The organism is Streptomyces sp. NPDC001480 (assembly GCF_042894725.1).
Taxonomy (GTDB): domain Bacteria; phylum Actinomycetota; class Actinomycetes; order Streptomycetales; family Streptomycetaceae; genus Streptomyces.
This window is the reverse complement of sequence record NZ_JBIAVX010000005.1, coordinates 453,075-467,313: the sequence shown is the minus strand read 5'-3', so window position 1 is coordinate 467,313 and position 14,239 is coordinate 453,075. Positions and strand designations below refer to the sequence as shown.

At 71.4% G+C, this 14,239-nt stretch carries 12 protein-coding genes; all 12 read right to left on the bottom strand.

Features of this window, described 5'->3' with window-relative positions; translation table 11 throughout:
- Position 1: 1 nt before the first annotated feature.
- Complete coding sequence (locus ACFY01_RS15015) at positions 2–2,512, bottom strand: tetratricopeptide repeat protein (protein ID WP_390736133.1); 2,511 nt, start codon at positions 2,510–2,512, stop codon at positions 2–4.
- Positions 2,509–3,840: a hypothetical protein gene (locus ACFY01_RS15010; protein WP_390736132.1), complete on the bottom strand. Its 1,332-nt coding sequence runs from the start codon at positions 3,838–3,840 to the stop codon at positions 2,509–2,511. The genes ACFY01_RS15015 and ACFY01_RS15010 overlap by 4 nt, the downstream gene beginning before the upstream one ends.
- Before the next feature lie 73 nt (positions 3,841–3,913).
- Positions 3,914–4,918: a glutamate ABC transporter substrate-binding protein gene (locus ACFY01_RS15005; protein ID WP_390736131.1), complete on the bottom strand. Its 1,005-nt coding sequence runs from the start codon at positions 4,916–4,918 to the stop codon at positions 3,914–3,916.
- Positions 4,919–4,932: 14 nt separating this feature from the next.
- Positions 4,933–5,070 (bottom strand): hypothetical protein, encoded by a 138-nt coding sequence (locus ACFY01_RS15000; RefSeq protein WP_390736130.1) that lies wholly within the window; start codon positions 5,068–5,070, stop codon positions 4,933–4,935.
- A gap of 14 nt (positions 5,071–5,084) precedes the next feature.
- Positions 5,085–6,515, bottom strand: coding sequence for a hypothetical protein (locus ACFY01_RS14995; protein WP_390736129.1), 1,431 nt, complete (start codon positions 6,513–6,515; stop codon positions 5,085–5,087).
- A 134-nt stretch (positions 6,516–6,649) separates the two neighbouring features.
- Positions 6,650–7,621 carry an N-acetylglucosamine kinase gene (locus tag ACFY01_RS14990; RefSeq protein WP_390736128.1) on the bottom strand — a complete coding sequence of 324 codons (972 nt, stop codon included), beginning with the start codon at positions 7,619–7,621 and terminating at the stop codon, positions 6,650–6,652.
- Entirely contained in the window at positions 7,612–8,877 is a 1,266-nt protein-coding gene (locus ACFY01_RS14985) for a 6-phospho-beta-glucosidase (protein ID WP_390736127.1), read from the bottom strand. Before ACFY01_RS14985 ends, ACFY01_RS14990 begins: the two co-directional genes overlap by 10 nt.
- A 7-nt stretch (positions 8,878–8,884) precedes the next feature.
- A complete protein-coding gene (locus tag ACFY01_RS14980; protein WP_390736126.1) occupies positions 8,885–9,778 on the bottom strand; it encodes a carbohydrate ABC transporter permease in 894 nt (297 codons plus the stop codon).
- A gap of 2 nt (positions 9,779–9,780) precedes the next feature.
- On the bottom strand, positions 9,781–10,749 hold the full coding sequence (locus ACFY01_RS14975) for a carbohydrate ABC transporter permease (RefSeq protein WP_390736125.1): 969 nt from the start codon (positions 10,747–10,749) through the stop codon (positions 9,781–9,783).
- Between the two features lie 2 nt (positions 10,750–10,751).
- Entirely contained in the window at positions 10,752–12,104 is a 1,353-nt protein-coding gene (locus ACFY01_RS14970) for an ABC transporter substrate-binding protein (RefSeq protein ID WP_390736124.1), read from the bottom strand.
- Positions 12,105–12,176: 72 nt separating this feature from the next.
- Positions 12,177–13,388, bottom strand: a complete 1,212-nt coding sequence (locus ACFY01_RS14965) for an ROK family protein (RefSeq protein ID WP_390736123.1) — start codon at positions 13,386–13,388, stop codon at positions 12,177–12,179.
- Positions 13,389–13,590: 202 nt separating this feature from the next.
- Complete coding sequence (locus ACFY01_RS14960; protein ID WP_390736122.1) at positions 13,591–14,214, bottom strand: Uma2 family endonuclease; 624 nt, start codon at positions 14,212–14,214, stop codon at positions 13,591–13,593.
- Positions 14,215–14,239: the final 25 nt, after the last annotated feature.

The window sequence follows — 14,239 nt, the reverse complement described above, 5'->3', positions numbered from 1 at the left end:
ACTACACCCACGTCCGGGGGCGGTAACGGTTGGCCCGTTCCACCAGGTCGATCCTCTCCTCACCGCCGGGCGCCAGCCGGGCCAGCGTGCGGTAGGCGCGCTCCAGGCCGAAGCGGAGGCCCCGCTCGTCCAGACCGCTGCCGAGCAACACCCGGCCGCCGGCGGCGGGCTGGGTGCCCTCGCCCCCGGAGAGTATCCAGTCGAGCGCGCTGCCGAGCACTTCCGCCGACAACCGCTCGCGGCGCGCCGGGTCCAGACCGTACGCCTGTAGCGCCTCGACCTGGGCCGCGGCGGCGGTCAGATCCTCCAGGAACGGCGTGTCGGCGGCGGTCGCCGTGCGCTGTCTCAGCCGGGCCCGCACGGCGGCCACGCGTGCCGCCGTGTAGTGGATGGACGACTCCGGCACCGACTCCAGCGTCCGTACGGCGTCCCGCCGGTCCCCGGCCGCGAGTTGGACGCGGGCCAGGCCGAAGGCGGCGCTGACATGGCTCGGGTCGGTCGACCACACCAGGCGGTAGTACTCGGCGGCGTTGTCGAGCTGCCCGAGCACCTCCGCGCACAGGCCGAGCGCGAGCTTGGGGGCGCTCTCACCGGGGAAGGCGTCGTAGATCGCGTCGAAGGGGAGCGCGGCGCCCTCGAAGTCCCCGGTCACCAGCGCGGCCACGCCCCGGTACCACACCACCCGCCAGTCGTCGGGCCGTTCCTCCTCCAGCTGCGCCAGGGACGTCAGCGCGGCCCCGGAGTCGCCGTTCTCCAGCCGGGCGCGGATCTGCCGCAGCCGCGTCTCCACGGTCTGCTGCGGCGCCGCCGCCAGCGCGCCGATCAGCTCACCCGGCGCGGAGGCCATCAGGCCCGCCAGGAAGCCCGCGTTGGGGTCGGCCGGGTCGACGTGCGGCACGGGCAGCGCGAGGGCGGCAGCGGCCGTGTGGACGGGCTTGACGAGGCCGGTGGCGCCGTCGGGGGAGTGCCCCGGGGCGGCGGGCAGGGCGGCGGGCGTGGCCGGGCCCTTCACCTGTACCGCTCTCGCGCCCAGCCGTGACACGTCCCCGGCCGGCTTGGGGAACAACTCCGTGTCCGTGACCTTCACCTCGGGCCCGAACAGCGTCGACAGCGCGGGCCGGGGCCGTCCCGTCTGGAGGGACACGACCTCCCGCAGGACGCCCGTCAGCTGCTCGGACATCTCCTGCGCGGAGGCGAACCGGCGGGCCGGGTCGGGGTCGGTGGCGCGGACCAGCAGCCGGTAGAAGGACTCGTACCGGCGGAACACCTCGATGTTGTCCGGGTCGGGCAGGGAGTCCACGAAGACGTTCGTGTAGCCCTGGAAGTCGAAGGTGAGGACCGCGAGCGTACGGCCCACCGTGTACAGGTCGGACGCCACTGACGGGCCGACGTCGGCGACCTCCGGCGACTGGTAGCCCACCGTGCCGTAGATCGCCGACTCGTCGTCGTCCATGCGGCGCACCGCGCCCATGTCGATCAGCTTGAGCTGGTCCTCGGTCTGGATGGCGTTGTCGACCTTGAAGTCGCAGTACAGCAGGTTGCGGCTGTGCAGATGGCCGAGCGCCTCGAGCGCCTCGATGCCGTACGCGCACGCCTGCTCCACCGGCAGCGGGTCCCGTCTGCCGTCCGGGGCGCGGCGGGCGTTGGCGATCTCCTTCAGGGACTTGCCGCCGACGTACTCCATGACGATGTAGCCGTCGAGGGAGCCGGTGCGCTGGTCGAGGTGCTCCACGAAGTTGTAGATCCGCACGATGTTGGCGTGCTCGATCTCCGCGAGGAAGCGCCGCTCGGAGATCGCCGCCGCCATCGCGTCCTGGTCGCCGGTGTCCAGCAGGCCCTTGAGCACCACCCACCGGTCGGAGACCGCGCGGTCCACCGCCAGGTAGATCCAGCCCAGGCCGCCGTGCGCCAGGCAGCCCACGACCTCGTACTGGCCGTGCACGATGTCCCCGGCCTTCAGCTTGGGCACGAAGGAGTACGGGTGGCCGCACTTGGTGCAGAAGCCCTCCGTGCGTCCGGGCCGCTCCCCGCGCGCCCGGCCGACCGGCGCGCCGCAGTCCGAACGCGAGCAGAACCGCTTGCGCTCGGGCACCTCCGGGTTCTCCAGGACCATCACGCGCGGGTCGGGCCGCGGCACCTGCGGCACCGTCACCAGTCCGGCGCCCAGCCTGCTGCGCGCCGACGACCCGGCGCTGGAACCGGAGCTGCGCACCGACACCGAGCGGCCCGTCGACTTGCCCGACACGGACCGGGAGAGCCGTCCCGACACCGAACGACGGGACTTCGAGGAGTGCGAGGACGTCCGTGAACTGCGGCTGCTGGAACGCGCGCTGGAGCTGCCGGAGGAGCCCTTGCCGCCGCCGGTGATCCCGGTGGGCGGCGAGCCGACCATGCCGCTCGAGCTGACGACCGGGGCGAGACCGCAGGTGTCGCAGTACAGCTCGCCGCCGCCCACGTCCTCGTAACTGCCCTCGCAGCCCGGCCGCTGACACGTCTGCTGTGCCTGACTCACGTCTGTTCCCCCCTACGGTCCTCGGGCCCGCCCTGCTGCGGCACGCGCGGCGCGCCGATCAGTTCGGCCGCCGCGTGCTGGTAGCGCAGCACGGCCTGTTCGGCGACCCGCAGGTCGCAGGGCGCGCTCCACAGCATGCGGCGCGCCGCGTCGTAGCGCTCGACGAGGAACGGGTCCTCGGCGAGCCCGTGCCGGGCGACCTTCGCCTTGTACGCGTCCAGCCGGCCGCGCAGTTCGGCGCGGACCGCGAGCGGTGCGGTGACCGCCGTCAGGGACTCGCGGGCGCGCAGCAGTTCGTCCTCCGCCTTCTGCTCCAGCGACTCCAGGAGCGGGGAGAGCCGGTGCCACTGGGCCTGTCTGCGGTACTCGGCGGCCGCCGCCAGCTGTTCCTGGAGCACGGTCGGCGGGCCGCTGACCACGGGCACCTCCGTCGCGGCGATCTTCGCCAGCACCTCGCCGCGCGCGGTGCGGGCCTCGGCGAGCGTGCGGTCCGCGCGGGAGAGCACGTCCCGCAGCCGCACCAGCCGCTGCTCGGCATCCTGACGTACCGTCAGTACGGCGTCGATCTCCCGCCGTACGTCCTCCAGGGCGCGCGCCTCACGGTCGTACACGGTGGTGTCCGGCCGACCGCCGCCCGGCGCAGAACTGCCCTCGGCCCGCGCCCAGAAGGCGAGCGGGTCGGAGACCACCTGCTCGCGCAGCTTGGTCAGCGTGCGCGTGATGCGCTCCAGGTCGTCGCCCGCCGGGTGCTCCCCGGGGCGCACGCCGACCGAGTGCGCCAGCTTGCGGGTGCGCTGGAGCTCCGCGGCCAGTAAATCGATCCGGGCGGGCAGCGCCGACCACACGGCGTCGGCGGCGACGACCACGTCCAGCGAGCGCGCGTACAGCTCGTTCATCCGGTCCACCAGACCGGACAGCGAGAACCGCTCGCTGAGCCGGCCCGGGGCGGACAGCAGCGTCGGCGCGTTCGCGGTCGCCGTCGCGCCGCCCGCGACCGTGACGGACTCACCGCGCAGCAGCTCGGTCAGCTCCACCAGGTCCTCGCGACTGGACCAGCGGCGGCGGGCGCGGATCTCCCGGGCGCCGCGCAGCGCGGCCGTGTACGCGTCGAAGTACGTCCACAGCAGCGTGATCGACGCCTCCGTGGCCGTCCAGCGCTCCTGGGTGACGCCGGTCAGTTCGGCGCCTTCGAGGAGGCGGCGGCCCGCGTGGTCCTGAAGGGCGAGCAGCGAGGTCTCGATCGCCTCGTGCTCCGCGCCGAGCCGCGCCAGCGCACGGTCCACCTCGTCCCGGTCCATCACCGGCCCGGCGGGGTCCGTGACGCCCATCGATCACCTCTTGCTCTCGTCGCCTCAAGTCTGCTGGAGTTCATGCCCGAAGATCGCCCGCGCGACGCTCCTGTCAGCTCTTGCGCAGATACTCCGGGGTGGGCGGCTTCGAGGGGCCGGAGTCCGCCCCCAGTGTCGCCGACAGCCACCTGTTGTAGGACTCCTGCCAGCCGTTCGCGCGGTACTGCACCAGGATCTGATTGACCCGGCGTACCAGATCGTTCGCCTTCCTGTTCATCGCCACGCCGTAGTAGTCGGTGGTGAAGGGGGCGCCCTTCAGTTCGACCGTCGGGTCCTGGGCGGCCTGGCTGGCGGCGAGCGCGGCGTCGGTGACGACGGCGTCGACCTCGCCGAGCTGGAGCCGTACCAGGCAGTCGAGCTGGTTGGGGACGGCGACCAGCTTGCTGGCTGTCTTGTCGTGGTCCAGCTGGGTGTAGGCGGTCGAACCGTCGGCCGCGCACACTCGCTTGTGCGCCAGCGTGTCGTACCCCTTGATGGACGACGACTTGGGCGCCAGCACCTGCTGGCCGGTCTTGAAGTACGGGGCGGAGAAGGCGACTTCGCCGAGGCGTTCGCAGGTGATGGTCATCGTGCGGACGACCATGTCGACGCGGCCGCTCTTGACGGCGTCGGTGCGCTGGCTGGTGGGGATGGCCTTGAACTGGACGTCGTTCGCGTCGCCCAGGATGTCCTTGGCGATCTGGTGCACGAGGTCGATGTCGAAGCCCTCGAGCTCCGCGCCCTCGGTGTTGGGGTTGCGGTAGCCCCAGCGGTAGCTGTTCTGGTCGACGCCCACGATGATCTTGCGCGCGTCGCCCTGGCGGGCCTTGATCTTGTCGATCGTGGGACCGTCCGCCCCCGACGGGGGCAGCGTCTGCTTCTCGGGAGCCGGGCACGTCTTGGCCCGAGCCTGCCGCGCGTCGGCGACGCCCTGCCCACCGAGGCCCTGCCCACCGCTCCCGTGCGACTGGCTCAGCGGCAGCAACAGCACGAAGGCCAGCGCCAGCGCGCACACGACCGCCATCGCGCCCACCCCGCCCCAGCCCCGCAGCGCGGCCCGCACTCGCTGTGCGTGCATGCTCATGTCCCCTGTCACCGGTACTCCGAAGGCGTGCGGCCGTGGCCGATCGTGGTGGCTGTGCCGTGGGCCGTCGCGGGCGCGCGGACGCCCGCCGTCGCGACGACGCGGCCCGGGCCCCGCAGCGCGGCCCGCACTCGCTGTGCGTGCATGCTCATGCCCCCTGTCACCGGTACTCCGAAAGCCTGCGGCCGATGCCGAACACCGCGCCGGCCGCGCCGAGGACGGCGAGGGCGGCGGCGCCGGTCGGGAGGCCCGTCATCGCGTCGCGGCCGTCACCGGCCGACTGCTGGAACTCGGTCTGCTCGTGGGCGAGCGCGTCCTTCAGGTTGCCGTCGACGGCGTCGAAGCAGTCGCCGGTCGAGCCCTTCGCGCCCTTCGCACCGATCACCAGGTCGAGGGCCTGCTCGTAGTTGCCCCTCTCGTCCTCGTCACGGGCCGACCCGTGGCGCTTCGTCCACTCGGCCATGTTGCCCTCGGCCGCCTGGACCGGCTTGGTGCCCGCCTGGTCGTCGGCGAGGCCGGCCGCTTTGGACAGGTGCGCGCCGAGTTCCTTGATGTCCTTGTCGAAGGCGAGGTAGTAGGCGTCGTAGCTCTTGTCGCCGACCTTGACGGTCTCGGCGCCGCGCGCCACCAGGGAGAGGTTCTCGTTCCCCCGCGCCTTCAGGGAGGCGATGCGGGCGTCGTGCAGCGCGTTCAGCGAGCGGACGCCGTGCTCGTAGGAGCCGTCGAGGCCCGCGCGGGCGACGGCGTGACCGACGACCAGCCAGAGCAGGACCACCGTGGCGGCGGCCGTCGCCGCGACCAGGCCGTGGTTCAGGACCCGGTTGGTGCGCCGGTACTCGCGGTGCTGGGCCCAGGCGAGCGCGGCCAGCGCGAGGACCCCGAGCGCTATCGCGGCCCACGGATAGGGCGTGGCGTCCGCGTAGTCCGAGCTCAGCCGCTGGTTCTCCGTCGTGTAGAGCTCCTGGGCCTTGGGGAGCATGTCGTTCTGCATCTTCTCGTTGGCGTACCGCAGGTACGCGCCGCCCACCGGATAGCCCTGCCGGTTGTACGTGCGGGCGCGCTCGATCAGGCCCTTGTACTCGGGGAGCAGCTTGTTGAGCTTGGCGACGGTCGCCTCGGAGGGGGAGCCCGGATCGGAGGCGGCGGCGGCCGTGACGAGCCCCGCCGCGGCGTTACGGATGTCCTTCTCGTACCGGTCGCGGGAGGCCGGGCTCTCCTGACCGCCCGCCAGGAACCCGCTGGACGCGGCCGTGTTGGCGTCCGCCAGGGAGCGGTAGATGTCGGCCGCGCCCGAGCTGAGCGGCTGGCTGCTGTGCAGCACGTCGTCGGCCGCGGCCGCCCGGTCGCTCTCCTGCCAGGCGGTGACCGCGCCGAACACGACGACCAGCAGGGCCAGTACGGCACCGATGACGCGCAGCCGGCCCGGTTCCGTGGTCGCCGCGGCGCGCAGCCGGTCGACGCCCTCGGCGAACGCGGTGCGCCGGGGCGGCGCCGGGACGGGCGCCGGCGTCCGGGCCGGAACCGGTGCCGGTGCCTGTACCGGTGGCGCCGCGCTGCTCGTCGGCGGTTGTGTCACGTTGACCTCCCCCATGGTCATCTGCTGCCGACCAGTATCACCGCCGGGTACGACATTGGGCAGCGGGGGGCGGCTTTGTCACCTCCCCGTGCCCATGAATACGCGCCGGGATTCTGTTCGGTTCCACGGGAGGGGGCCCGCCGGCGCCCTCAGGCCTCCCAGTGGCTCCGCGCCCGTTCCCCCGCCCCGGCCGCCGCCCCCAGCCGGTCCAGCCCCAGCAGCGCCGCCCCGAGGACCGGGCTCGCCGTCACCACCCGGGCCACCGCCTTCGGTGCCCGCACGGCCAGCAGTTCCCCGATCCGGTCGTCGAGCTGGGCGTGCCCGGCCGTGAGCACCCCGCCCCCGAGCAGCACCGGCGTCTCCTCGTCCAGCAGGTCCAGCCGGGCCAGCGCCACCGCGGCCATGGTCACCACCTCCTCGGCCAGCCGCTCCACCACGGCCCGCGCCACCGCGTCGCCGCCGGCCGCCGTCGCGAACAGCACCGGCGTCAGCTCGTGCCGCCGCAGGTGCGCGACGCGCTCCAGGTGCAGGGCCTCGATGAGGGCGTACATGGAATCCAGCCCGAAGTGGGCAGGGAGCGTGCGCGCCAGCTCGGTGGGCTCGCCCCGGCCGTCCTCCGCGCGGGCGGCGAACCACAGGGCCTCCTCCGCCAGGCCCCAGCCGCCGCCCCAGTCACCGGAGATGCGGCCCAGGGCGGGGAAGCGCGCGGTGCGCCCGTCGGGGCGCATGCCGACGCAGTTGATGCCCGCGCCGCAGACCACCGCGACGCCCCGGGGCTCGGCCACTCCCGCCCGCAGGATCGCGAAGGTGTCGTTGCGGACCTCGACCGTCGCACCCCACGCGCGCGCGTGCAGTGCGGCCGCCAACTGCTTCTCCTCCACGGGCAGATCCGCGTTGGCGAGACAGGCGGAGACATGGGAGACGGAGTCCACGCCGGCGGCCGTGTAGGCCCGGGCCACCGCCCGCGCCAGCTCGTCCACCGCCGCGGGCACGCCCACCGTCGGCGGACGGAACCCGCCGCCGCGGGCCGTGGCCAGGACGCGGCCGTCCGCCGCCAGGACCGCGACGTCGGTCTTGCTGTTGCCCGCGTCGATGGCGAGGACGCTTGCGGTCAGGCCCACGCGAGGTGCTCCCGGTTGTGTGCGACCAGCTGGTCGGTGAGGGCTTCGGCGTACTCGTACTGGCCGATCAGAGGATGGGACAGCAGGGCCCTGAACACCCGGTCCCGCCCCCCGCGCAGCGCCGCCTCCAGGGCCAGCTCCTCGTACGCCGTCACGTTCGCCACCAGCCCCGCGTACAGCGGGTCGACCTCCGGCACGGGCAGCGGGGCGGGGCCCGCAGGCCCGACCGCCGCCTGCACCTCGATCACCGCGTCGTCGGGCAGGAAGGGCAGGGTCCCCCGGTTGAGGGTGTTCACCACCTGGTACGGGCTGCCGGCTCCGCCCAGCAGGGCCGCCGCCAGGTCCACCGCCGCCTCCGAGTAGTAGGCGCCGCCGCGTCTGGCGAGCAGCTCCGGCTTCTCGTCCAGCGCCGGATCGCCGTACATCGCGAGCAGCTCCTTCTCCATCGCGGCCACTTCGGCCGCCCGGGACGGCTTGGTGCGCAGCTCCCGCACCACCGCGTCGTGCGCGTAGTAGTACCGCAGGTAGTACGACGGGACCACGCCCAGACGGTCCAGGAGCGGGCGGGGCAGCCGCAGGTCGCCGGCGACGGTCTCGCCGTGTTCGGCCAGCAGTTTGGGCAGGACGTTCTCGCCCTCGGGGCCGCCGAGGCGGACGCCGGTCTCCCAGGTGAGGTGGTTGAGGCCGACGTGGTCGAGGTGGACGTCGGCGGGTGTCACGCCGAGCAGGCCGGCGAACTTCCGCTGGAAACCGATCGCCACGTTGCACAGCCCGACGGCCTTGTGCCCGGCCTGGAGCAGGGCGCGGGTGACGATGCCGACGGGGTTGGTGAAGTCGATGATCCACGCGCGCGGGTTGGCGCGGCGGACCCGCTCGGCGATGTCGAGCACCACCGGGACCGTCCGCAGCGCCTTCGCCAGACCGCCCGCACCGGTCGTCTCCTGCCCGACGCAGCCGCACTCCAGCGGCCAGGTCTCGTCCTGTTCGCGGGCCGCCTGTCCGCCGACCCGCAGTTGCAGCAGCACCGCGTCCGCGCCCTCGACGGCCGCGTCCAGGTCGGCGGTGGTGACGATCCGGCCGCCGTGCCCCTGCTTGGCGAAGATCCGCCGGGCCAGGCCGCCCACCAGTTCCAGGCGGTCGGCGGCCGGGTCGACGAGCACCAGTTCCTCGACGGGCAGGGTGTCCCTGAGGCGGGCGAAGCCGTCGATGAGTTCGGGCGTGTAGGTCGAGCCTCCGCCGACCACGGTGAGTTTCATACGTGGATCAACCCTTCACTCCGGTGAGCGTGACGCCCTCGACGAACGCCTTCTGGGCGAAGAAGAACACGAGGATCACGGGGGCCATGACCAGCACGGTGGCGGCCATGGTGAGGTTCCAGTCGGTGTGGTGCGCGCCCTTGAAGGACTCCAGGCCGTAACTCAGGGTCCAGGCGCCCGGATTTTCGGAGGCGTATATCTGGGGCCCGAAGTAGTCGTTCCAGGCGTAGAAGAACTGGAAGAGGGCGACGGCCGCGATGCCGGGCTTCGCCATCGGCAGGACGACCTTCAGCAGGGTCCGCAGGTCGCCGCAGCCGTCCACCTTGGCCGCGTCCAGGTACTCGTTCGGGATCGTCGTCAGGAACTGCCGCAGCAGGAAGATGGAGAACGCGTCGCCGAACGCCATCGGGATGATCAGCGGCCACAGCGTGCCCGACAGGTCCAGCTGCTTCGCCCAGAACAGGTACATCGGGATGATGATCACCTGCGGGGGCAGCATCATCATCGAGATCACCAGCATGAGGGACAGATTGCGGCCCCGGAAGCGGAACTTGGCGAGCGCGTACGCGACGGGGATCGAGGACACCACGGTCAGGACGGTGCCCAGGCCGGCATAGATCAGCGTGTTCTTCCACCAGGTCAGGAAGCCCGGGGTGTCGAACACCTTCCGGTAGTTGCCCCACTCCCAGGTGTGCGGGATCAGGTCCCGGCTGAGCGCCTGGGTGTCGCTCATCAGCGAGGTCAGGAAGACGAAGACGAACGGGAGCGTGAAGAAGAGGGCGGCCGCCACACCGAGGGAGTGGATCGCGACCCACTCCAGGAGCGCCCTGCGGCGGGCGGTGCGCTCGGCGGGGGAGGCCGGGGCCTTCAGCTCGACCGGCTTGTCCAGCACTTGGGTCATCGTCATTCACCTGCCTGGATGAGGCCGCCCCGGCGCCGCATCAGGAACGCGGTGAACACCATCGACAGGGCGAAGAGGACCAGGGCGACGACACACGCGGAGCCGTAGTCGAAGCGCTGGAAGCCGAGGTTGTAGACCAACTGGGGGAGGGTCAGCGTGGACTTCTCCGGGTAGCCGGGCTCGAACTGGGTGCCCGCGCCCTGGATCACGCCCGAGGCGACCTTCCCGGCGATAAGCGGCTGCGTGTAGTACTGCATGGTCTGGATCACGCCGGTGACGACGGCGAACATGACGATCGGCGAGATGTTCGGCAGCGTCACGTACCGGAACCGCTGCCAGGCCGACGTCCCGTCCAGCTCCGCCGCCTCGTACTGCTCCTTCGGTACGTCCAGCAGCGCGGCCATGAAGATGACCATCAGGTCGCCGACGCCCCACAGGGCCAGCAGGGTCAGCGCGGGCTTGGACCAGGTCGGGTCGTTGAACCAGCCCGGGGCAGGGATGCCCACCTTCTCCAGGAGCGAGTTCACCGGGCCGGTGCCGGGGTTGAGGAGGAAGGCGAAGGCCATGGTCGCGGCGACCGGCGGGGCCAGGTAGGGCAGGTAGAAGAGGGTGCGGAAGACGCCGGTGCCCGTCTTGATCTTCGTGATGAGCAGGCCGACACCGAGTCCGAAGACGACCCGCAGGCTCACCATCACCACGACGAGCCACAGGGTGTTGCGCATCGCGGGCCAGAAGAACGGATAGTGCTCGAAGACGTACTTCCAGTTCTTCGTTCCGCTCCACGTGGGTGGCTTGAAGCCGTCGTAGTGCATGAACGAGAAATAGACCGTGGAGATCAGCGGATACGCGAAGAAGACCGCGAATCCGATCAGCCAGGGCGACATGAAGGCGGCCGTACGCAGTGCCTGTTTCCGCTGCTTCGCAGCGAGGCCAGCCCGGCGGCGCTTCGACGCGAGGGTGATCGTGCTCATCGCTACTTCGCCTGCTCGATGTCCGTGTCGATCTGCGCGGCGGCCTTCTTCAGGCCCGCCTTCAGGTCGGTGAGCTTGCCGCTCTCGTAGTCGTAACCGAGCTCCTGGACCGTCGTCAGGTACACACCGCCGTTGAGGGAGGCGGGAGCCGTGGTGGAGTCCGGGTTCGCCGCGATGTCCAGGAACGTCTTGAAGCGCGGGTCGTACTTCAGCTTCGGGGACTTGAGGGCCGCCAGCGTGGACGGCACGTTGTGGATGGCGTTGGAGAAGTTCACCACCGCGTCCGTGTCGGTGCTGATGTACTTCACGAACTCCCAGGCCGCGTTCTGCTTCTTGCTGGTGGCGGCGATGCCCGCGATGGTGCCGGTGATGTAGCCCTTGCCGTACTGGGCCGCCTGGTCGTCGGGCACGGGCAGCGGGGCGACGCCTATCTCGAACTTCGGCTTGGTGGCCAGGGCCATGCCGAGGCGCCACTCACCGTCGAGCTGCATGGCGACCTGGCCGGTCTGGAAGGGGTGCTTGGGGCCCCATTCGTCGCCGAGCGTGGCGCGGAACTTCTCCAGCTTCTGGTATCCGCCGAGTTCGTCCACGAGGTCCTTCTGGAGGGTGAAGGCCTTCGCGAAGGCCGGGTCCTCGGCGACGTTCGACTTGCCCTTGCTGTCGAAGTACGTGGGGGAGAACTGCCCGAGATAGTGCTCGGTCGTGGTCTCCCAGCCGTGGTAGTCCGGCATGAAACCGAGCTGCTTGTAACCGTCGCCCTGGGTGATCGTCAGTTTCTTCGCGTCGGCCTTGAATTCGGACCAGGTCCTGGGCGGGGCGGCGATGCCGGCCTTCTTGAACGCCGTCTTGTTGTAGTAGAGCCCGTACGCGTCACCGAGCAGCGGCACCGAGCACCGGTCGCCGTCGAACTGGGTGTACTCGTTCATCGGCTTCGGGAACGTCTTCTCCGGGTCGACCCGCGATTTCTTGAAGAACGGGTTGAGGTCGACCAGCGCGCCCGAGGAGCAGAACTTGCCCACGGTGTTGGTGGTGAAGGAGGAGATGACGTCCGGGGCCTTGTCGCCGCCGGTGCGCAGCGCCTGGTTCATCTTGTCGTCGGTCATGTTGCCGACGACGTTGACGTGGATGTTGGGGTGCGCCTTCTCGAAGCCGGCGATCAGCGCCTTGACCGCCTTCACCTCGTTCGGCGCGCTCCAGGCGTGCCAGAAGTTGATGGTGGTGTCCTTCGAGGCGTCGTCGGAGGCGGTCGAGCCGGACTGGCCGGTACAGGCGGTGGTGAGCAACGCCAGCGAGGCCGTGAGGGCAAAAGCGGCGAAGGCCGTCTTTCGGGCAGCTGTGGGTATGGCTTCGGGCATGACGGGATCTCCCTGGGGCGGGCGGGGCGATGAGGGAAGGGGCCGTGCGGGAAGGGGGGTGGTGCGGGAGGCTCAGCGTGAGGTGTCGAAGACCTCGTCGCGGGTGGTCGCCAGCGCGCTCTCCAGCGCGCCGCGCAGGACGGGGTGTTCGCGGACGTCGCCCACGACCAGGTGCGGGCGCGGTGCCGCCAGCTCCTCCAGTTCGGCCTGGACGAGCGCGCGCAGCACCTCGCCGCCGGCGGTGAGGGAGGCTCCGCTGAGGACGACGAGTTCGGGGTCGAGGACGGAGACGAGGGAGGCGAGACCGGTGGCGAGCCGGGTCGCGTAGGTCTGGAGCAGCTGCCGGTGCGGGCCGCCCGCGTGGTCGGCGGCACGGGCCACCAGTTCGGCGGCGACCTCGGCGTACGGGCCCGTCGGCAGGTCGCCGACGCCGAGTTCGCGGGCCAGCTTCGGGATGGCCTGTGAACCCGCCAGTTCCTGGTAGCCGCCGCTGTTGGCCTTGGTCACCTGGCGGACCAGGGGGGTGCCCGGCACCGGCAGGAAGCCGACCTCGCCGGCGCCGCCGGTCCAGCCGCGGTGCAGCCGCCCGCCGAGGACCAGGGCGGCGCCGAGGCCCTCCTGGTTCCACAGCAGGACGAAGTCCGCGTGGCCCCGGGCCGCGCCGAGCCGCTGCTCCGCGATCGCGACGAGGTTGACGTCGTTCTCGTACTCGACCGGCATCGGCAGCGCGGCGGCGAGTTCGTCGAGCAGCGTCGGGGAGTGCCAGCCGGGCAGGTGGGAGGCGTAGCGCAGCCGGCCGGTGCCCGGGTCGAAGGCGCCCGGGGTGCCGATGACCAGCCGGTGGACGTCGTCCCGGGCCAGTCCCGCGGCCTTCACCGCGCCGTCGAGGGCGTCGGTGACCTGCCGGACGACGGGCTGCTCCGGGCGCCTGCCGGGGGTGAGCAGTTCGTACTCGCCCACCGTGCGGCCGGTGATGTCGGCGACGGCGGCGCGGATCCGGTTCGGGGTGACGTCGAGCCCTGCCGCGTGTGCGGCGGCGGGGTTGACCGCGTAGAGCTGCGCGTTGGGTCCCGGGCGGCCCTCGCTGGTGCCGGTGGCCAGGACCAGTCCCGCCGCCTCCAGGCGGGCCAGGAGCTGGGAGGCGGTCGGCTTGGACAGGCCGGTGAGCTTGCCGATCCGCGTGCGGGACAGCGGCCCGTGCTCCAGGAGGAGGTCGAGGGCGGCGCGGTCGTTCATGGCGCGCAGGACGCGCGGGGTGCCCGGCGTACCGGCGGATCCTGCCATGGGTGCGACACCTGCCTTTCCAACTGCCCAGCTTCCCAGTGACCTGGGGATCACGTCCACCCGGTGATCACTGGTCGATCACTGTTAGGAAAGTTTCCTATTGGGTGGAGTGAAGGTATGCCCAGGACGAAGCGGGCGTCAATAGACACCGCCCCCGAGGCAACGGAGTCGTTACCTCGGGGGCGGGGGGCCTCCGGCCGGTTCAGTCGGTGAGGAACGGGGCCGTGTCGAGGGTGGGGTACGGGTCCGGGAGGGGGAGCGGGTCGCCGAGGTCCACCTTGGTGTCGGTGTCGTAGTAGGCCTCGGTGGGGTCTTCGCCGGGGAGGACGGGGTCCGTGTAGCAGTGGGCCGTCCTGGAGTGGCGGTCGATGAGGACGTACACCGGGATGCCGGCGGCGGCGTAGGTGCGGAACTTGGGGCCGGTGTCGGTCTCGTGGTTGGTGGAGGTGACCTCGCCGACCAAGGCGAGCATGTCGATGGGGTACCAGCCCTTGTGGGTCTTGCGGTACGACTCGTCGAGTTCGGTCGGCTCTCGGCGCAGGACGTAGAAGTCCGGGACGACCAGGGTCATGGTGCGGCCGTCGGGGTGTGCGGCGCGGTAGCCGTTGCACATACCGGCCAGCGCGAAGCCCGCCGTGCTGAACTGGACGGCGAGCTTGAACGCACCGGCGTTGTGCCGGTGCTCCGGTTGAGGCGGCAAGATGCCCGTCCCCTCGATGTACTCCGCTCGAATCGGCATCGGCGACGCTGCCTTTTCGAATGCGATCAACAGGTCGATGGGGTCCACCTGCGGCATGACCGGCTCCATGATCGGCTCCGCGCTCATCACTGGGTCTCCTTGTCGGATCGAT

What these genes read in the sequence shown, in the direction of transcription:
- ACFY01_RS14970 (WP_390736124.1), bottom strand. Translation starts at nt 12,104, where the DNA reads ATGCCCGAAGCCATACCCACAGCTGCCCGAAAGACGGCCTTCGCCGCT.
- ACFY01_RS14965 (WP_390736123.1), bottom strand. Translation starts at nt 13,388, where the DNA reads ATGGCAGGATCCGCCGGTACGCCGGGCACCCCGCGCGTCCTGCGCGCC.
- ACFY01_RS14975 (WP_390736125.1), bottom strand. Translation starts at nt 10,749, where the DNA reads ATGAGCACGATCACCCTCGCGTCGAAGCGCCGCCGGGCTGGCCTCGCT.
- ACFY01_RS15010 (WP_390736132.1), bottom strand. Translation starts at nt 3,840, where the DNA reads ATGGGCGTCACGGACCCCGCCGGGCCGGTGATGGACCGGGACGAGGTG.
- ACFY01_RS14980 (WP_390736126.1), bottom strand. Translation starts at nt 9,778, where the DNA reads ATGACCCAAGTGCTGGACAAGCCGGTCGAGCTGAAGGCCCCGGCCTCC.
- ACFY01_RS14985 (WP_390736127.1), bottom strand. Translation starts at nt 8,877, where the DNA reads ATGAAACTCACCGTGGTCGGCGGAGGCTCGACCTACACGCCCGAACTC.
- ACFY01_RS14960 (WP_390736122.1), bottom strand. Translation starts at nt 14,214, where the DNA reads ATGAGCGCGGAGCCGATCATGGAGCCGGTCATGCCGCAGGTGGACCCC.
- ACFY01_RS15005 (WP_390736131.1), bottom strand. Translation starts at nt 4,918, where the DNA reads ATGCACGCACAGCGAGTGCGGGCCGCGCTGCGGGGCTGGGGCGGGGTG.
- ACFY01_RS15000 (WP_390736130.1), bottom strand. Translation starts at nt 5,070, where the DNA reads ATGCACGCACAGCGAGTGCGGGCCGCGCTGCGGGGCCCGGGCCGCGTC.
- ACFY01_RS14995 (WP_390736129.1), bottom strand. Translation starts at nt 6,515, where the DNA reads ATGGGGGAGGTCAACGTGACACAACCGCCGACGAGCAGCGCGGCGCCA.